At 65.1% G+C, this 18,409-nt stretch carries 18 protein-coding genes and 1 pseudogene; 15 read left to right on the top strand and 4 right to left on the bottom strand.

Annotation, left to right across the window (positions count from 1 at the left end; genetic code table 11):
• Positions 1-1,172: pseudogene (locus H8A95_RS09760) on the bottom strand (alpha-D-ribose 1-methylphosphonate 5-triphosphate diphosphatase).
• Positions 1,169-1,834, bottom strand: a complete 666-nt coding sequence (locus H8A95_RS09755; protein ID WP_229182973.1) for a transferase hexapeptide repeat family protein — start codon at positions 1,832-1,834, stop codon at positions 1,169-1,171. Before H8A95_RS09755 ends, H8A95_RS09760 begins: the two are co-directional and overlap by 4 nt.
• Before the next feature lie 199 nt (positions 1,835-2,033).
• Here H8A95_RS09755 and phnC point away from each other — a divergent pair, with 199 nt between their 5' ends.
• The 4 genes from phnC to phnE (H8A95_RS09735) all read left to right on the top strand — a co-directional run bounded on the left by phnC (position 2,034) and on the right by phnE (H8A95_RS09735) (position 5,665).
• Positions 2,034-2,849 carry a phosphonate ABC transporter ATP-binding protein gene (gene phnC / locus H8A95_RS09750; protein ID WP_229182972.1) on the top strand — a complete coding sequence of 272 codons (816 nt, stop codon included), beginning with the start codon at positions 2,034-2,036 and terminating at the stop codon, positions 2,847-2,849.
• Between the two features lie 76 nt (positions 2,850-2,925).
• Positions 2,926-3,855 carry a phosphonate ABC transporter substrate-binding protein gene (gene phnD, locus H8A95_RS09745; RefSeq protein WP_229182971.1) on the top strand — a complete coding sequence of 310 codons (930 nt, stop codon included), beginning with the start codon at positions 2,926-2,928 and terminating at the stop codon, positions 3,853-3,855.
• A gap of 80 nt (positions 3,856-3,935) precedes the next feature.
• Positions 3,936-4,820, top strand: coding sequence for a phosphonate ABC transporter, permease protein PhnE (gene phnE / locus H8A95_RS09740; protein ID WP_229182970.1), 885 nt, complete (start codon positions 3,936-3,938; stop codon positions 4,818-4,820).
• Positions 4,817-5,665 carry a phosphonate ABC transporter, permease protein PhnE gene (gene phnE, locus H8A95_RS09735; protein WP_229182969.1) on the top strand — a complete coding sequence of 283 codons (849 nt, stop codon included), beginning with the start codon at positions 4,817-4,819 and terminating at the stop codon, positions 5,663-5,665. The genes phnE (H8A95_RS09740) and phnE (H8A95_RS09735) overlap by 4 nt, the downstream gene beginning before the upstream one ends.
• A 28-nt stretch (positions 5,666-5,693) precedes the next feature.
• Here phnE (H8A95_RS09735) and H8A95_RS09730 read toward each other — a convergent pair whose 3' ends face one another.
• Positions 5,694-7,400 (bottom strand): Na/Pi cotransporter family protein, encoded by a 1,707-nt coding sequence (locus H8A95_RS09730; protein WP_229182968.1) that lies wholly within the window; start codon positions 7,398-7,400, stop codon positions 5,694-5,696.
• 424 nt (positions 7,401-7,824) lie between these two features.
• Here H8A95_RS09730 and H8A95_RS09725 point away from each other — a divergent pair, with 424 nt between their 5' ends.
• From H8A95_RS09725 to H8A95_RS09715, 3 genes are all read left to right on the top strand, one after another.
• Complete coding sequence (locus H8A95_RS09725) at positions 7,825-8,325, top strand: DUF1269 domain-containing protein (RefSeq protein WP_229182967.1); 501 nt, start codon at positions 7,825-7,827, stop codon at positions 8,323-8,325.
• Positions 8,326-8,876: 551 nt separating this feature from the next.
• Positions 8,877-9,920, top strand: coding sequence for a patatin-like phospholipase family protein (locus tag H8A95_RS09720; protein WP_229182966.1), 1,044 nt, complete (start codon positions 8,877-8,879; stop codon positions 9,918-9,920).
• Positions 9,921-9,924: 4 nt separating this feature from the next.
• Positions 9,925-11,379 carry a GntP family permease gene (locus H8A95_RS09715; RefSeq protein WP_229182965.1) on the top strand — a complete coding sequence of 485 codons (1,455 nt, stop codon included), beginning with the start codon at positions 9,925-9,927 and terminating at the stop codon, positions 11,377-11,379.
• A 26-nt stretch (positions 11,380-11,405) separates the two neighbouring features.
• On the opposite strand, the gene phnF is transcribed toward H8A95_RS09715, so the two are convergent.
• Positions 11,406-12,131, bottom strand: coding sequence for a phosphonate metabolism transcriptional regulator PhnF (gene phnF / locus H8A95_RS09710; protein ID WP_229182964.1), 726 nt, complete (start codon positions 12,129-12,131; stop codon positions 11,406-11,408).
• Between the two features lie 115 nt (positions 12,132-12,246).
• On the opposite strand from phnF, the gene phnG reads away from it, so the two are divergent.
• The 8 genes from phnG to phnN form a co-directional block, all read left to right on the top strand.
• Positions 12,247-12,708, top strand: a complete 462-nt coding sequence (gene phnG / locus H8A95_RS09705; protein ID WP_229182963.1) for a phosphonate C-P lyase system protein PhnG — start codon at positions 12,247-12,249, stop codon at positions 12,706-12,708.
• 4 nt (positions 12,709-12,712) lie between these two features.
• Positions 12,713-13,321: a phosphonate C-P lyase system protein PhnH gene (gene phnH / locus H8A95_RS09700; RefSeq protein ID WP_229182962.1), complete on the top strand. Its 609-nt coding sequence runs from the start codon at positions 12,713-12,715 to the stop codon at positions 13,319-13,321.
• Between the two features lie 3 nt (positions 13,322-13,324).
• Positions 13,325-14,428 carry a carbon-phosphorus lyase complex subunit gene (locus H8A95_RS09695; protein ID WP_229182961.1) on the top strand — a complete coding sequence of 368 codons (1,104 nt, stop codon included), beginning with the start codon at positions 13,325-13,327 and terminating at the stop codon, positions 14,426-14,428.
• Positions 14,425-15,309 (top strand): alpha-D-ribose 1-methylphosphonate 5-phosphate C-P-lyase PhnJ, encoded by an 885-nt coding sequence (locus H8A95_RS09690; RefSeq protein ID WP_163161267.1) that lies wholly within the window; start codon positions 14,425-14,427, stop codon positions 15,307-15,309. The genes H8A95_RS09695 and H8A95_RS09690 overlap by 4 nt, the downstream gene beginning before the upstream one ends.
• Complete coding sequence (gene phnK, locus H8A95_RS09685) at positions 15,302-16,099, top strand: phosphonate C-P lyase system protein PhnK (protein ID WP_229182960.1); 798 nt, start codon at positions 15,302-15,304, stop codon at positions 16,097-16,099. The genes H8A95_RS09690 and phnK overlap by 8 nt, the downstream gene beginning before the upstream one ends.
• An 8-nt stretch (positions 16,100-16,107) precedes the next feature.
• Positions 16,108-16,806, top strand: a complete 699-nt coding sequence (gene phnL / locus H8A95_RS09680) for a phosphonate C-P lyase system protein PhnL (protein ID WP_229182959.1) — start codon at positions 16,108-16,110, stop codon at positions 16,804-16,806.
• Positions 16,807-16,819: 13 nt separating this feature from the next.
• Complete coding sequence (locus H8A95_RS09675) at positions 16,820-17,974, top strand: alpha-D-ribose 1-methylphosphonate 5-triphosphate diphosphatase (RefSeq protein WP_229182958.1); 1,155 nt, start codon at positions 16,820-16,822, stop codon at positions 17,972-17,974.
• Positions 17,971-18,409, top strand: a 439-nt coding sequence (gene phnN, locus H8A95_RS09670; protein ID WP_229182957.1) for a phosphonate metabolism protein/1,5-bisphosphokinase (PRPP-forming) PhnN, incomplete at its 3' end; no start/stop codon positions are given. The genes H8A95_RS09675 and phnN, both read left to right, overlap by 4 nt.

The raw sequence follows: 18,409 nt of genomic DNA, 5'->3' as shown, positions 1-18,409 counted from the left end.
TTACGCTGCCGCAACCGTCTTGCGCGGTGCGAGTGAATGAACGAGGCAGCTCGCATCGGCCAGATGCACCAGCCGTCCAGCCGCGATCACGGCGACGATGCGCGGGCGCAGCGGCATCTTGTCGTCGACGACGATGATATCGGCGCGGCGGCCGGCGACGAGTGCGCCGCGATCGGAGAGTCCCGCTGCGCGCGCCGGCGCCGATGAGATCAGGTCCCAGGCTTTGGCAAGCGGCAGGATGCCGTCGGCGGCGAGGCGGAACGCCGCAAGCAACTGCGCCGGATAATAGTAATCCGACGCTAGCACCGAGCAGAGGCCCTGCGCGATCATGTCGGATGCCTTGGTCCAGCCGGTGTGGCTGCCGCCACGCACCACGTTGGGCGCGCCGAACACGATGAAGTCGCCGGCGGTTGCGGCATCGCGCGCGGTCTCCTCATTGACGGGGAATTCCGCGATCGTCGCGCCCAGCGCCCGAAACTCCTGACGCATCGCCGGACTGTTGTCGTCGTGCGAGAGCATGCGGATATCAGCCGCGCGTGCGGCGGCAGCCAGTCGCGCGATCGAGGCGGGCACCTCGGGACGCGCGCCACGATCCGATCGAGCATGTCGTTGACGGCCTCGATCGAGAGCCCGGTGCGTTCAGCCAGCTGGTTACGCTTCTTCGGCTTGACGTTGCTGTGGTCGTTGAAAGCGAACAGGTCGATGCGGCCCTCGGTCAACCATTGAATGATCTCGGCCTCGGTCTCGAGATTGTGGGTCTCGTGACGCAGGTGGAAGCGTGTATCGGCGGCGAGCTGCGGCCGCAGCGCCTCGATCGCATCGAGCAGCTTGCGCGCATTGTCCGCGCTGCGCAGGCCGGGCTCCCACGACCAGGTCGTGCCATGGAACACGGTGGTGATGCCGTTGGCGGTCGCCTGCCGGTCGCTATCAACAAGCGCGACGTCGGTCGGGAAGTCGACGCCCGGGCGCGGCATCATTTGCCGCTCGAAGGCGTCGCCGTGCAGATCGATGATGCCGGGCAGCACCAGCAGGCCGCCGGCGTTGATGTGGAGCGCGGCGCGACCCGGCTCGGCGTCGAGCGCGCCGATGTCGCGGCCCGCGGTCCGCAGCGAGGTCTCGACCAATGCGCCGTCAACCAGCGTACGTCCGCCCTCGATGAAAATGTCCGTCACGATGCGGCGCTCCGTTGCTTGTCCTCTGATTGGGATACGACCTTGGTCTCATACTTGTCGAGGAATTCCTCGACTGCGAGCTTGCGAAAGTCGGGCAGGACACGGCGAAGTGTTTTGTGATCCCAGTCCCACCACGCGAGCGCGGCAAGGCGATCCGCTATTGTCTCGGAGAAGCGCCGCTTCACCGGACGTGCCGGATTACCGGCAACGATGGTGTACGCGGCGACATCCTTGGTCACGATCGCACCGGCGGCGACGACGGCGCCGGTTCCGATATTCCGTCCCGGCAGCAGGATCGCGCCATGACCGATCCAGACGTCATGGCCGATATGCACGTGATGCGCACGTCGCCAGTTGAAGAAGTCGGCGTCGTCGCTCTCTCCGGGAAAATATGCGCTGGCGCGATAGGTGAAATGCGCCTGCGTCGCGCGATGCATCGGGTGGTTGCCGGGATTGATCCGGGTCATCGCCGCGATCGAGCAGAACTTGCCGATCGAGGTGTAAGTGATCTGGCTGTCGTTCACGACGTAGGAATAGTCATCCATGCTCACTTCAAGCAGGATCGTGCGCGCGCCGACCTCGGTATATCTGCCGAGCTTGCTCTCGCGAACCGACGCAGTCGGGTCGACAGTCGGCACAACCGAGAGTGTTTTTCCGGCCATCATGGCCTCCGCAAATCTTGTAGATCTGTGGCTTCCGGGGAGATGCGCGCTCGTCTTCGGGGTGCTTGATGACAGCATCATGACGTTGTGATGACGGCAGTGAGGGGTGTGGACGATCGACGCACCGCAGCGCTGCCGTCACATAACTGTAAAACGCGGGGGATAGCGATGGCTCAACGAGGCGCGGTTGGAGCATTACATGCTGGTGGTGGAAGGTTTGACGTGCCGTTTCGGCACGAAAGCCGCAGTCGACAACGCGTCTTTTTCGCTCGCGCCGGGCAGCTTCGTCGGCGTGATCGGGCGTTCCGGCGCCGGCAAGTCGACGCTGCTGCGGATGATCAACCGTCTCGCCGATCCGACCTCCGGCCGTATCCTGTATGAAGGCACTGACGTGACCGCGCTGCGCGGCAAGGCGCTGCGGCAGTGGCGGGCGCGCTCGGCGATGATCTTCCAGCAGTTCAATCTGGTCGGCCGTCTCGACGTGCTGACCAACGTCCTGATGGGCCGGCTCGCCCAGATCCCGTCCTGGCGCTCGCTGGCGCAGGTCTGGCCGGAGCAGGACAGGGCGCTGGCGCTGTCGGCGCTCGAGCAGTTCGACATCGCCCAGCTCGCGGCGCAGCGCGCCGACCAGCTCTCCGGCGGCCAGCAGCAGCGGGTCGCCATTGCTCGCGCGCTGGTGCAGGAGCCCGACATCATTCTCGCCGACGAGCCGATCGCCTCGCTCGATCCGCGCAACACCAAGATCGTGATGGATGCGCTGCTGCGCATCAACAAGCATTTCGGCATCACCGTGCTCTGCAACCTGCACTCGCTCGACCTCGCGCGCACCTATTGCGACCGCCTGATCGGGATGGCGGCGGGCCACGTGGTGTTCGACGGCGCGCCCGCGGCGCTGACCGACCATATCGCCCGCGAGCTCTATGACCTCGAGGCCAATGACGTCATCGGCGCGGCGCCGTTGCCCGCGCCCGACGGCGCAACAGCTCCGGCACTCGGCACCGCAGCCGCGGCCTGAGCGTCGCATTACCGAAAATCAGGGCAACCGGGCATTTCGCCCGGCCAACAGGCCGTAACTACCAAAGAGGGGTAACATGATCACTCGTCGCATCATTCTGGCCGCCGCCGCCGCGCTGGCATTCGCCGGCTCGGCTTCGGCCGAGGACTGGAAAGCCAAGTATCCGGAGATCACCTTCGCCGTGATCCCCGCCGAAAACGGCTCCGGCGTCACCGAGCGCTACGGTCCGCTCACCGAGTATCTGACCAAGGAGCTCGGCATCAAGGTGAACCTGCGCGTCGCCAACGACTACGCGGCCGTGATCGAGGGCCAGCGCGCAGGCAACATCCACATCGGCTATTACGGCCCGGCGTCGTTCGCCCGCGCCCGTCTCACCGGCGTCAAGACCGATGCGTTCGTGATCGACGTCAACGCCGACGGTTCGAAGGGCTACTATTCGGTGTTCTACGTGCTTGCCAAGAGCCCGTACCAGAAGGTCGAAGACCTCAAGGGCAAGAACCTCGGCCTGGTCGATCCGAACTCGACCTCCGGCAACAACATGCCGCGCTTCAAGCTCAACGCGATGGGCATCGATCCGGAGACCTATTTCTCCAAGGTCGTGTTCACCGGCAGCCACGAGAACGCCGTGCTGGCGCTCGCCCAGGGCACCGTCGACGTCGCCGCCAACTGGTGGAACGCCGACGACGATTCCAACCTGACCCGCATGCTCGCCAAGAACATGGTGAAGTCGAGCGACGGCACGCCGTTGAAGAAGGAAGACTTCCGCATCATCGTGAAGTCCGACCTCATCATCAACTCGCCCTACGCCTATCTCGAGAGCCTCCCCGACGACATGAAGGCGAAGATCAAGCAGGCCTTCCTCGACATGCCGAAGAAGGATCCGGAAGCCTTCAAGAAGCTGTCCGACGGCAAGAACCTGCCGTGGCAGCCGGTCACCAACGCCGACTACGACAAGACCATCGAGCTGATCAAGTTCGTCGACGCGCTGCGCAAGAAGGCGTCCTGATCGCACATCGCCGCTGAACTGGGCCGGGTTTCGAGACCCGGCCCTTTTCGTTCATCCCTCGAGCAGACTGGCCCGCATCGATGGCGACCGCCATTTCCATCCTTCCAGCGCAGCAACTGGCGACGCTGAACGATGCCTATCGAAAAGCGGTTGCGCGCAAGCGGCTGAAGGCGACGGTGGCCACGGCCGTGTTCTGCGCGGCGCTGTTCATCGCTGCGCTCGGCGCCGAGGTGAACCTGCACACGTTCTTCACCTATTTCGGCAACTTCCTCAGCTATTTCGACCGCATCCTGACGCTGGATTCCGGCGCGCGGGTCTGGACCGATCCGGTGGAGTGGTTCTGGGGCCTGAAGAAATGGCTCCGCCTGCTCGGCGAGACCCTGCTGATCAGTTATGTCGGCACGCTGACCGGCGCCGTGTTCGCGTTCGCGCTGAATTTCTTCGCCGCCCAGAACACCTCGCCGGGGCCGTGGGTGCGCTTTATCGTCCGCCGCCTGCTGGAATTCGCGCGCACGGTGCCCGGCATCGTGTTCGCGCTGATCTTCGTGATCGCGTTCGGCCTGGGCCCGATGGCCGGCGTGCTGGCAATCGCGATCCACACCACCGGCGCGCTTGGCAAGCTGTTTGCCGAGATCGTCGAGAATGCCGACATGAAGCCGGTCGAGGGCATCCGCTCTACGGGCGCAAGCTGGCTGTCCTGCATGCGCTTTGCGATCCTGCCGCAGGTCTCGGCGGGCTACGCCAGCTATGCGCTGCTGCGCTTCGAGATCAACGTCCGTGAGGCGTCGGTCATGGGCTTCGTCGGTGCCGGCGGCATCGGGCAGGAGCTCGTGGTCGCGATCCGGAAGTTCTACTATTCCGACGTCAGCGCCATTCTCGTCACCATCATCGTCACCGTTTTCATCATGGACATCTCGACCGGCTGGCTGCGCGGCCGGCTGTTCGGCAAGGAGACCAGCCGATGAGCCAGATGCCGAGGCCGGATACCGCGGAACTGCGCGGGAAATACCCCGGCGTGTTCGAACGTCCCGCATCGGCGCGGCTGGCGATGCCGGCCATGGTCGCGGCAGCGCTCGCGATCTTCGTTTACGGCCTGGTCGATCTCGACTTCTCGCCGACCAAGCTGATCACCGGGATGAGCCAGCTCGGCTGGATCACCATGATGATGATCCCGCCGAATCCGGGCTCGTCGTTCCCGCTCTACATGCAGGCGCTCGGCGAGACGCTGTCGATCGCGCTGCTCGGCACCACGCTTGCGGCGCTGTTCGCGCTCCCGGTCAGCCTGCTGGCGGCGCGCAACATCATCCCCTCGAACCTGATCCGCTTTCCGGTGCGCCGTTTCCTGGATTCGATCCGGGGCGTCGATACGCTGATCTGGGCGCTGGTCTGGATCAACGTCGTCGGCCTCGGCCCGTTCGCCGGCGTGCTCGCGATCATGGTTTCCGACTTCGGCGCGTTCGGAAAACTGTTCTCCGAGGCGATCGAGGCGGCGGACCGCAAGCAGGTCGAAGGTATCCGCGCCTCCGGCGGCAATGCGCTGCATGAAATCCGCTTCGGCCTGTTGCCGCAGGTGCTGCCTGTGATCGCCGGGCAGGTGCTCTACTTCATCGAATCGAACACCCGTTCGGCCACCATCATCGGCATCGTCGGCGCAGGTGGCATCGGCCTGCAGCTCGCCGAGCAGATCCGCGTACTGGAATGGCAGAAGGTGTCGTTCCTGATCCTGATGATCCTGATCGCGGTCGCCGCGATCGACTTCATCTCGAGCAAGCTGCGCTTTGCCATCATCGGCCAGAGGGCGGTGGTGTAGCCTGCGCGACTTGCGGAGCGTTCCCGCACTATGCGCTGCGACCGACAAGGTGCACGGCAGAGCGCCAGGCGTGATGCGCGAGCGCTTCAAGGCGCCGTACCGCATCGACGCGAGCGATTGCTTCGTCCGCGCTCACCGCTCCACTCGCCACTGAGCCGAGCGTTGCCTTGCGGTGGTGTTTCCCGACTTCGCCGAGTGCTTTCGCGCAGTGTTCCAGATGCGCGAGGGCCTGCTCGGTCGATGTTCCGGCTGTAGGGAGCTCCTTGTCTGGGATGAGTGACCGCGTCGGTGCGGTTCCAAGCTTGATTTCGGAAACGTCTTTGGAAGAGTCGGGCGCGACGGCGACTTCTGCAGCGAGCGAGGTCGCGCTACGCATGGCTTCCGCGCAGATTTCCACCGCGCGCATGTCCTGGGGGCCGCCGGGCGGGGTCCCGAGTTCGGTTTCCTCTCCGAAGGTTTCGGCCAGGCGATACGCGTGGTCGAGTGCATGCAGTGTGCTGGTGAGCTTCTGTTCCTCATCCTCCGCCTCAGGCGGTCCACTCACCTTTGACATGAACTCCTGCGCCTGGCGCAGGGCAGAGGCGGCTTCCGCCGCCGGCACCGTGGTCCGTCCCGCTGCGACGGAGGCGTCTTGATTTGCTGCCGACAGTGCTGTCGCCAATGATCCGCACATCGTTTCAAGCGCGCGCGCGACTGTGCGTCGCACTGCTTCCACGGTTGCGATCGGAGTCACAAGCACTGCTGGGTCCAGGCACCTCGTCAGCGGTGAGCCGCGTTCGGGCAGGATGCGCTCGACGAGCCGTGTAAAGCCGTTGATCACGGGCAGTAGCACCAGGACGCCGACGACGTTGTAAGCGGTGTGATAGGCTGCAAGCAGCGTTACGCCACCAATGCTGTCGGAGGCGCGGACCAGAAGGGGAATGGTCACAGGGAAGAGCACCAGCGCAATGGCTGCCGCAATCAGCTTGAACAAGATGTACGCCAAGGCCAGGCGCTTGGCGGTGCTGCTCGCGCCGATTGCCGCCATGGCCGAACTGGTCGCCGTTCCGATGTTCTGCCCAATGATCAGTGCGCATGCCTGGTCCAGGCCGACGGCTCTCGCATAGTATGCCGAGAGTGTCACCGCGATAGCCGCGGTCGATGATTGCATCACGGCCGTCATCACCAGTCCGACGATGGCCAGGGCCAGCATCCCGTACAAGCCAGCCCACCAGGTGGTGCCGAGAACGGCCGGCAAATCCGCGGGGTGCAACTGTTCGGCCAGTCCTCCCATGCCCTGCTGCAGGGTCGTCAGTGCGAACAGCACCAGCGCAAATCCCGCGAGGGCTGCTCCGGCTGCGGATACACGGCCACGGCCCAACAATTTGATCAATGCGCCGACGAAAATCATCGGGAGTGCCGCGGCCGTGAGAGAGACACGAACGCCGATCAGCGCGACGAGCCAGCCGGTTCCCGTGGTTCCGACATTCGCGCCGAACACGAGCGCCAGCCCTTGCGGAAAGGTCAGCACGCCCGCGCTGACCAGGCCGATGGTGGTCATGGTCGTTGCGCTGGACGATTGCACGATCAGGGTCACGATGGCGCCCCAGAGCGCACCAGATAGCGGGGTCGCCGCTGCCTTGCTCAGGACCGTCCGCAACTTCGATCCGGCGAGTCCCTTGAGGCCGGCGGTCATGACGCTCATGCCAAGCAGGAACAGACCAACTCCACCGAGGACCGAAATCGCGGTCGACATGCGTGCTCTCTTCGCAGTGCACCGACAATTGGACCAATCAACCTAGAGCAGCGGCGACTTGAAGTCAGCAAGAGATGAGAATTCGTCATCCGGCGGATCAAGCCGCGGCCGTCGGTTGCGACCACTCTGTCTGAGTTCTGGTGACGCTGACCGTTGCGCATTGAGCTGGTAGCCGTTGGGCTTGTTGCGTATGGCAGCAGCGGTCGAACTCGGGAGGTCGCTGCAGACGAGGTCTCTGCGAGTCCTTGTTCGGGACACATACGACAATGCCGCTTACTCAATTGCATCGAGCGCTCGTAGCATCTCGGGATTGTGAACCTGTATGTTTGATTAGCCGACAAGAGACTTTCGGGTCTGTGCTAAATTTCGGCCGTGCATCAGGCGCGCAATAGGGGCAGCACTTCCAGTCATCAAGGAGTGTTCAATGTCAGATATCGTTGCGATCGTGTACCCATCCGAAGTCAAAGCAGAGGAAGTTCGGCAGAAAATACTCAAGCTTCAGAGCGAGTATCTGATCACGATCAGCGATGCCGTGATCGCAGTCAAAACCGGGGACGCTGTAAAGCTCAATCAGCTTGTGAACACCACCATGACCGGCGCGGCCAGTGGCAGCTTTTGGGGACTGCTCTTGGGGATGGTATTCCTGAATCCCCTTCTCGGCGTGGCTCTCGGAGCCGGCGCAGGCGCTTTGAGCGGTGCACTGACCGATTTCGGCATCAGAGACCAGTTCATGAAGGATCTCGCGTCGAAGGTGAAATCGGGAGATGCCGTTCTGTTCCTGCTGATCAAATCTATGACCTCAGACAAGGTTCTCAATGCGATCAAGGATGCGGGAGGGATCGTCCTGACGACCTCGCTCGATGAAAAGAAGGAGCAGCACCTGCGCGACACACTCGCAGCCGCAACTCAGGCCAAGGCTGCCTAGCGGGCCAAGGCGGCCTAGCTGGGCGGGATCGCCCGCGAAGGAGGCCGGCTGTAGCCGTGCGGCTCCGCGGCCATTCAGCCGGTTTCCTTCCGCGCGGTCCAAGCCGGGAGAAAATCATGCGCAAATTGCTTCTATGGGGGCTCGCACTTGGGATTGCTTCAGCGGCGATTACGGCGAACAGCGGTCGTTCGCAGGCCGGCCTTATTGCGCCGCTGGGCTTGCGTCAGGCCGCCGACGAGCTTCGTCTCGCGGAAACCATCCAGTTCACCTGGAGGGGCCATCGCTATTGTTGGTACAATAGGGGATGGCGCGGTGGCGGCTGGTATCGGTGTGGTTTTGCTTCGAGGCGCGGCATGGGCTGGGGTGGTCCGGCGGGATGGCACGGGTGGCGACGGCCGGGTCACCGCCCGGTTGCTCGGCCTCCGAGACCTGGTCGGCCAGGAATCCAGCGGCCGCAACCACTCCCGCAACCGCTCCCTGGCAGGAGCTGAGGGCTTCTTTGTCGTTCGGTCGCCGGCCGCGACGTGCTCGCACGCCGGGCGGAGCCCGCCATGTTGAAGGAGCCGCAAACACGCCAGGCGCGCGATCCTGTGCTTGTCGATCTCGCGCTGCAGGGCGGTGGATCGCATGGCGCTTTTACCTGGGGGGTGCTCGATCGGCTCATGGATGAGTCGTGGTTGCGCATCGAGGCGATATCGGGCACGTCGGCCGGCGCGATGAACGCCGTCGTGCTCGCGAGCGGCTTCATGACCGACGGCCCGGCGGGTGCCAAGTCTGCATTGAGCGCGTTCTGGCGGCGGGTCGCTGACTCCGCGCGGTTCAGCCCCATGCGGCGAAGCCCGCTGGACGTCATGCTCGGCCGCTGGACGCTTGATACGTCGCCCTTCTATCTCGCCTTCGATCTGGCGAGCCGCGTGTTCTCGCCGTACGATCTGAATCTCGCCGGCACAAACCCATTGCAAAAGGTCCTCGCCGAGTCGGTCGATTTTCGACTGGTCGCGAGCTCCCCAATCCGTTTGTTCGTGACGGCGACCAACGTTCATACCGGCCGCGGGCGTGTGTTTCGCAACGCCGAGCTCACACCCGACGTTCTGCTCGCTTCCGCCTGCTTGCCGACCCTCTTCCGCGCGATAGAGATCGATGGCGAGCCCTATTGGGATGGCGGTTACTCCGGGAACCCGACGATCACGCCACTCGTACGCGAGTGCAATTCGCGCGACACGCTTCTCGTCGCGGTCAACCCGGTCGAACGGCCGGGGACACCGCGCTCGGCGCGCGAGATCCTCGATCGGTTGAATGAGGTTGCGTTCAACGCCACGCTGCTCAAGGAGTTGCGCATGATCGCGCTGCTGCGGCAGGTCGCGGACGCCGGGAGCTCAGAGGGACGCAAATGGGCCGAGATGCGCATTCATCTCATCGCCAGCAAGGTTCTGGCCGAACTCGGCGCGTCGTCGAAGCTCAACGCCGAGTGGGATTTTCTCTGCATGCTGCGCGACGAAGGCCGCGCTGCTGCCGAGGCATTCCTCGCCGCGAACGACCAGAACATCGGCAGGCGCTCTTCGATCGATTTGGATATCCTTTTGCAGCAGGTTTGACGCCATGGGCCTCGTCGGAATCCTGGTTGCCCTTGGCCTGCTGATCTGGCTCTCGTTCCGCGGATGGAGCGTGCTCCTCCTGGCGCCGGCTGTCGCGATCGTCGCTGCGGCTTTCGCCGGCGAGCCCTTGCTCGCCCATTGGACACAGACTTTCATGAGTGGCGCTGCGCAGTTCATCGCGCAGTTCTTTCCGATATTTCTGCTCGGTGCGCTGTTCGGGAAGCTCATGGACGACAGCGGGTCAGTCCACGCCATCGCCCATTTCATGAGCATCAAGCTCGGACAGCATCGCGCGATCCTTGCTGTCGTGCTTGCAGGCGCGCTCGTCACCTATGGCGGGGTAAGCCTTTTCGTCGCCTTTTTCGTTTTGGCGCCGATGGCGCGGGAAATGTTTCGCGTCGCCAACATCCCGCATCGGCTGATGCCGGCCACCATCGCTCTGGGCACCTCCACATTCACGATGTCGGCAATGCCCGGAACGCCCGCGATTCAAAATTCGATCCCGATGCCGTTCTTCGGAACCACTCCGTTTGCAGCGCCCGGACTGGGAATCGTCGCTTCGGCGATCATGCTCGCATTCGGGCTCTGGTGGCTCAGCCGCGCCGAGCGAGCGGCGCGCAAGTTCGGTGAAGGCTTCGGCGGTGACGCAGAGCTCGGGACGAGAGCGGTCGCCGACGATCAATTCATTCGCGAGCGCGCCACATCGTCCCACGAGTTCGACCCGGCCGAAATAGCCCATGGCAAGCGCGGCGATGTGCCGCCGCCGATCGGCACGGCGATCATCCCGCTCCTCGTGGTCGTGGGTATGAACCTGCTGATGTCGCTTCTGATCCTGCCGCGCGTCGATTTCTCGTTCCTCGCGCAGGAGCGCTGGGGCGGGACGTCCCTTGCCGGCGTTGCCGGGGTGTGGTCGGTCGCGGTCGCTCTCGCCGCCGCCACGGCGACGCTCATCGCGCTCAATCGAGCCCGTCTGACGGATCTAAGGGCGAGCATGGATGCCGGCGCAAACGCCTCGGTGCTTCCCATCTTCAGCGTCGCCAGCCTGGTCGGCTTTGGAGCCGTCGTCGCTGCGCTGCCGGCCTTTGCGTCAGTGCGCGATTGGGTGCTGTCGATCTCCGGCGGTCCGCTCGTTTCTCTCGCCATCGCGACTAATCTGCTTGCCGCTTTGACCGGCTCGGCCTCTGGTGGATTGACCATTGCGCTCGATGCCCTTGGCGACACGTACCTGCAGATTGCGCAGACGGCCCACGTCGATCCGGCGCTCATGCACCGCATTGCCGTGATCGGCTCCGGTACCCTCGACAGTCTGCCGCACAACGGCGCCGTCGTGACACTGCTCGCAGTGTGCGGCTCGACCCATCGCAAGAGCTACTTCGACATGGTGATAGCCAATATCGTTGGGCCGATCATCGCTTTGGTTGTCGTGATCGCTTTGGGCTCGGTGCTCGGATCCTTCTAGTTGGCGCGTGCCGGGGCGCCGCCTCGTCAGCCGTTCTCGACCAGAAACTCCACGCGCTCGGCGGCGAAGCGCGAGCGCTTGGTCACCAGCGGCTGGTCCAGCATGTCGACGTCGGTTGCGTCGACCACCAGCACCGGCCGTCCCAGCGACAGGTCGAGCCGCGCGGCGTCGGTGGCGTCGGCGATCGCTGCCGTGATCCGGGTCGAGGCGCGGTGGTAATCCTTCACGCCGTAATGGCCGAGCAGCTTCGTCATCGAATGGACGTTGGCGAACACGTTGCCGGCATCGGGAAATCGCTCGGCCGATAGCCATGTGGTCGAGACGCAGATCGGCGTCCGGTCGGCAAGGCGCACCGCTTCGATCCGGATCAGCGGCGCACCGATCTTCAGGCACAACTCACGTGCGATCTCGCGGTTGGCAATATCCTCGCCGGCCTCGATCAATTGGCCGCGTGGCTCGTGGCCGCCGGCGCCGACAATCTCCGAGAATCGCGTGCGCGAGCGCAAGGGATAGGCGAGGCGCTGGGCTTCGACATAGGTGCCGCTGCCGCGCTCGGCGCGCACCAGGCCGCGCTCGGCCAATGCTGCGAGCGCCCGCCGCACGGTGTGGCGATTGACCCGGTAAGTCTCGGCGATCTCCATCTCGCCGGGCAGCTTTTCGCCCGCAGCAAAGCGGCCGTCAGCGATGCCGCGCTCGATGCCGTCAGCGACCTGCCGCCACAAGGCGACGCCGGAACTTTCCTGCATGCTCATCGCGCGGTGATACCAGAAATCTTTGGTTTGTCACGAAACAGTCATGGCGCTCCGCTATCAAGTTGTCTAGTATCATAGACAACTTGATACAAGCAAGGTTGCCCGAAGGTTGCCGATGAATTCGACCGGACCAAACAGCAAACAGGCCCAGCGCAAGGCCGCGATGACGGTGCTGGTGCACTCCGCCACTGCCGACATCGCAGGCCGGCTCGCGGCGATCACCCTGCCCAGCCATGAGAACCTGCGCGAGCCGGAGAACGGCCTCGTGATGATGCGCGGGCGGATCGGCGGCGACGGCGCGCCGTTCAATCTCGGCGAGGCGACGGTATCGCGCGCGGCGGTGCGGCTTGCGACCGGCGAGGTCGGCTTCGGCTACACGCTCGGCCGCGATGCGGAGAAGGCGCAGATGATCGCGCTATGCGACGCGATGGTGCAGTCGGCGGAATTGTCCGGCGAGGTGGAAGCCAAGGTGATCGCACCGCTGCGTGTCGCCATGAATGCCGAGCGCGCCCGCAAGGCCGCGGAGACCGCGGCGACGCGGGTTGATTTCTACACGATGGTGCGCGGTGAGGGATGATGCAATGACGACGATTGCCGAAATGCCCGCGGGCTTTGCCGATAAGGTGCTGTCGGCGCAATCCACCTTCCGGTCAGTGATGGATGCGATGGCGCGCCCGGGCAGCGTGCAGCGCGTCGCCGCTGATGTCGGAACACCCGCCGGCATGATGCGCGGCGCGGCCGCGATCGCGCTGACCCTGTTCGATCACGACACGCCGATCTGGCTCGACGGTGCGATGTCGACGACGCCGGACGTCGCCCGCTGGCTGAAGTTTCACGCCAGCGCGCCGGTGGTTGCGGATCCCTCGATCGCAAGCTTCGCGCTGATCGGCGATGCGGCGAACCTGCCCGCGCTGGAACGCTTCGCGTTCGGCAGCGGCGAATATCCTGATAGGTCGACCACGCTGATCCTGCAGGTCGACAGCCTGACGCAGGGCCCGGCCTTCGAGCTGAAGGGGCCCGGCATCGACGGCCGCGCGGTGTTGCAGGCGATGATCAAGCCGCGCGATCTGTTCCAGCGGCTGTCGATCAACGAGGGGTTGTTTCCGCGCGGCATCGATGTCGTGCTGGTCCATGACGACAGCATTGTCGCGATCCCGCGCACCACGCGGCTGATCGCAAGCGGAGTGTGAGCGATGTATGTAGCCGTCAAGGGAGGCGAGCGCGCCATCGAGAACGCCCATCGTCTGCTCGCGCATGAGCGGCGCGGCGATCGCGATGTGCCCGAGGTGACGCTGGCGCAGATCTCCGGGCAGCTCGCGCTCGGCGTCGATCGCGTGATGACCGAAGGCTCGCTCTACGACCGCGAGCTTGCGGCGCTCGCGATCAAGCAGGCGCGCGGCGACATGATCGAGGCGATCTTCCTGGTTCGCGCCTTCCGCGCCACGCTGCCGCGGTTGGGCGCCACCGAGCCGGTCAACACCGGCGAGATGCAGGTGCGGCGGCGGATCTCCTCGACCTTCAAGGACGTTCCGGGCGGCCAGATCCTGGGGCCGACCTTCGACTACACCCATCGCCTGCTCGATCCGCAGCTCGCGGAAGGCTTCGTGCCGGAGCAGCCGGAGACCGCGGAAGCCTCGCAGGCGGCAACGCCGCGGGTCACCGACATTCTCGGTCGCGATGGCCTGATCGAATCATCGCCGCAGGCAGATAGCGACGCGCCGGTCGGCGACCTCACGCGCGAGCCGCTGAGCTTCCCGGCCGATCGCGATCTGCGGCTGCAAAATCTTGCGCGCGGCGATGAGGGCTTCCTGCTCGCACTCGGCTATTCGACGCAGCGCGGCTATGGCCGCAACCATCCCTTCGCCGGCGAGATCCGCTTCGGCGAGGTCGAGGTCGAGTTGTTCGCCGAGGACGTCGGCTTCGCCGTGCCGCTCGGCTCGATCGAACTGACCGAGTGCCAGATGGTCAACCAGTTCAAGGGCTCGACCACCGAAGCGCCATGTTTCACCCGCGGCTATGGCCTGGCCTTCGGCCAGAGCGAGCGCAAGACCATGTCGATGGCGCTGGTCGACCGCGCGCTGCGTGCGGGCGAGCTTGGCGAGGAGGTGGGAGCGCCGGCGCAGGACGAGGAGTTCGTGATGTCGCACTCCGACAATGTGCAGTCGACCGGCTTCGTCGAGCATCTCAAGCTGCCGCATTACGTCGACTTCCAGTCCGAGCTCGGCCTGCTCCGCAAGCTGCGGCAGGAATTCGCGGAAGCCAATCAGGCGGTCGAACTGCAGGAGGCCGCGGAATGAACGCGCCGACGTACAACTTTGCTTATCTCGACGAGCAGACCAAGCGCATGATCCGGCGCGCGATCCTGAAGGCGATCGCAATTCCCGGCTATCAGGTGCCGTTCGCGAGCCGCGAGATGCCGATGCCCTATGGCTGGGGCACCGGCGGCGTGCAGGTGACGGCGGCGATCCTCGGTCCCGACGACGTGCTGAAGGTGATCGACCAGGGTTCGGACGACACCACCAACGCGATCTCGATCCGCAAATTCTTCGGCAAGACCGCGGGTGTCGCGACCACGACCTCGACCACGGACGCGACCGTGATCCAGACCCGTCACCGCATTCCCGAGGCGTCGCTGCATGCCGGGCAGGTGCTGGTCTATCAGGTGCCGATCCCCGAGCCGCTGCGCTTCCTGGAGCCGCGCGAGACCGAGACCCGGCGCATGCACGCGCTAGCCGAATACGGCCTGATGCATGTCAAGCTCTATGAGGACATCGCGCGCTTCGGCCACATCGCGACCGCCTACGCCTATCCGGTGAAGGTGAACGCGCGCTACGTGATGGATCCGTCGCCGACACCGAAATTCGACAATCCGAAGATGGACAATTGCGCGGCGTTGCAGCTGTTCGGCGCCGGCCGTGAGAAGCGCATCTACGCGATCCCGCCCTACACCACGGTGGTCTCACTGGATTTCGAGGATCACCCGTTCACGCGCTACCGCTTCAACGCGCCTTGCGCGTTGTGCGGCGCCGATGATTCCTATCTCGACGAGATCGTCACTGACGACAAAGGCGGGCGGATGTTCGTCTGCTCCGATACCGACTTCTGCGAGCAGCGCCAGGCGGCCGGCCATCACGGCACCGAGAGCGCAGCGCCGCACAAGGAGAAGGCGCATGTCTGAGCTCTCCAGCCTCGACAACGCTCAGCCGCTGCTGGTGGCCGAAGGGCTTGCCAAGAACTACGGCCGCCTCGCAGCCTGCCGCGACGTCTCGTTCGCGCTCTATCCCGGCGAGGTGCTGGCGATCGTCGGAGAATCCGGTTCGGGCAAGTCGACCTTGCTGCAACTGCTCTCGGCGCAGCTCGCGCCGAGCGCGGGGCATGTGGCCTACCGAATGCGCGACGGCGTGCTGCGCGATCTCGCCGAGCTCGGCGAAGCCGAGCGGCGCTTCCTGTTTCGCACCGACTGGGGCTTTGTGCATCAGGACCCGGCGCAAGGCCTGCGCATGGGCGTCTCGGCCGGCGCCAATGTCGGCGAGCGGTTGATGGCTGTCGGCTGGAACCACTACGGCCGTATCCGCGACATCGCATCGACCTGGCTCGAGCGGGTCGAGATCGATGTCGGCCGCATCGACGACGCACCGAAGACCTATTCCGGCGGCATGCGGCAGCGGCTGCAGATCGCGCGCAACCTCGTCACCGAGCCGCGGCTGGTGTTCATGGATGAGCCGACCGGCGGCCTCGACGTCTCGGTGCAGGCGCGCCTGCTCGACCTGATGCGCAATCTCGTCAGCGAGCTCGGCCTTGCCGCCATCGTCGTGACCCACGACCTTGCCGTCGCGCGCCTGCTCTCGCATCGCGTGATGGTGATGAAGGGCGGCCGCGTCATCGAGACCGGCCTCACCGACCAGGTGCTCGACGATCCCCGCGAGCCCTACACCCAGCTGCTCGTTTCCTCGATTCTGCCGCCATGAGCTTGCCAATGACCGCGATGATCGAACTTGCCAATGCCGAGAAGACCTTCACGATGCATCTGCAGGGTGGCGTCGAGCTGCCCGTGGTGCGCGGCGTCTCGTTCCACGCCGACCCGGGTGAGTGTGTGGTGCTGTCGGGCCCATCGGGCGCCGGCAAATCCTCGATCCTGAAGATGATCTTCGGCAATTACCGTTGCGACAGCGGCCGGATCGGCATCCGCCATCAGGGCAAGGTGATCGACCTCGCAACTGCCGAGCCGCGCCAGGTACTGAGCATCCGCCGCTCGACCATCGGCTATGTCAGCCAGTTCCTGCGCGCGGTGCCGCGGGTGGCGACCATCGACGTCGTCGCCGAGCCCTTGATCGTCAACGGCGTGACGCGCGAGGAGGCCCGCGAACGCGCCGGCCGCCTGCTGCGCCGGCTCAACATCCCGGAGCGGCTGTGGACCCTGCCGCCCTCGACCTTCTCCGGCGGCGAGCAGCAGCGGGTCAACATCGCGCGCGGCTTCATCTCGGACCTGCCGATCCTGCTGCTGGACGAGCCGACCGCTTCGCTCGATGCGGCGAATCGCGCAGTGGTGGTCGAATTGATTGCGGAGAAAAAGACCAAGGGCGTCGCGATGGTCGCCATTGTCCATGACGACGAAATCCGTCATTTGATTGCCGACCGGATCGTTGACGTGACCTCGTTCGCCGCTGCTGCCTGAAGGACCGTTTGAAATGACTGCCAAGCAAGACACCATCATCGGCAACGCCCGGCTGGTCCTCGCCGATCGCGTGATCGAGCAGGGCTGGGTCGCGATATCCGACGGCAAGATCGCCGAGTTCGGCGAGGGCAGGGCGCCCGGGGCCGCCGAGGACGCCGGCGGCGATCTGCTGATGCCCGGGCTGATCGAGCTGCACACCGACCATCTCGAGATGCACTACGTGCCGCGGCCGAAGGTATTCTGGAATCCGGTCGCGGCCGTGATCTCCTATGACGGGCAGCTCGCCACTTCAGGCATCACCACCGTGCTGGACTCGCTGCGGGTCTGGCGCGAGGACGGCGCCGAGGATGTCGACGGCCGTGCGGGCGTATTGGCGGCGGCGATCTCGGCGGCGCGCGAGGAGAACCTGCTGCGCGCCGATCACTTCCTGCATCTGCGCTGCGAGGTGCCGATGCCTGATGTCGTCGCCGAAGCCAAGGAGCTGATCGACCGGCCGGACGTGCGGCTGATGTCGCTGATGGACCATACGCCGGGTCAGCGTCAGTTCCGCGACGAGGTCAAGCTGCGCGACTATTACCGCGGCAAGGGCGGCGGCATGAACGACGCCCAGCTCGACGTGCTGTTCGCCCGGCGCTTCGCCTATCAGAAGGAATATGCCGTACCCAACATGCGTGCGATCGTCGCGCTGGCACATGAGTACAAGATACCGCTGGCGAGCCACGACGACACCACCGAGGAAAACGTGGTCGACGCCATCAACGACAAGGTCGCGGTCGCGGAATTCCCGACCACGATGGAAGCCGCGCGCGGGTTGCACGCGGCCGGCATCGAGATCCTGATGGGGGCGCCGAACGTGGTGCGCGGCGGCTCGCACTCCGGCAATATCGCGGCCGTCGATCTCGCCAATGAGGGCATGCTGGACATCTTGTCGTCGGACTACATCCCGTCGAGCCTGTTGATGGCGGCGCTGCAATTGCCGCGGCATGTGCCGGCGATCGATCTTGCTTCCGCCGTCCGCACCGTGACCAAGACGCCGGCCGAAGCGGTCGGTCTGTCGGATCGCGGCGAGATCGCGGTCGGCCGGCGCGCCGATCTGATCCGCGTGCACGTCGCGCGCGACCTGCCTGTCGTGCGCAGCGTCTGGCGCGAAGGGGGGAGGGTCGCGTGACCGAGGCGCCCGTCATCGCCGGGCAGCGCGCTGCGATCGGTCCCGGCCGGTTGATCCTGGTGGTCGGCCCGAGCGGCGCCGGCAAGGATACGCTGCTGGGGCTGGCGAAAGCGGCCTGTGCCGATGACCGCGACGTCGTGTTTCCCCGCCGCCTGATTACCCGCCAGGCCTCGACGTCGGAGGACAATGAAGAGGTCAGCGCGGAGACCTTCCAGCACGCGGCGGCCGGCGGCGACTATGCCATGCACTGGGAAGCGCATGGTCATCGCTACGCGCTGTCGCGGGCGATCAACGACGAGATCCGCGCCGGCCGCACCGTGATCGCGAATGTCTCGCGCACCGTGATCGCGGCAGCGCGACGCAATTATGCCAACGCCATCGTGGTGTCGGTCACGGCGCCGCCGGATGTGCTGGCGGCGCGGCTGGCCGCGCGGG

It is taken from the genome of Bradyrhizobium oropedii (assembly GCF_020889685.1).
Taxonomy (GTDB): Bacteria; Pseudomonadota; Alphaproteobacteria; order Rhizobiales; family Xanthobacteraceae; genus Bradyrhizobium; species Bradyrhizobium oropedii.
The sequence above is the reverse complement of the archived record's forward strand: the minus strand, read 5'-3'. Positions and strand labels throughout refer to the sequence as shown.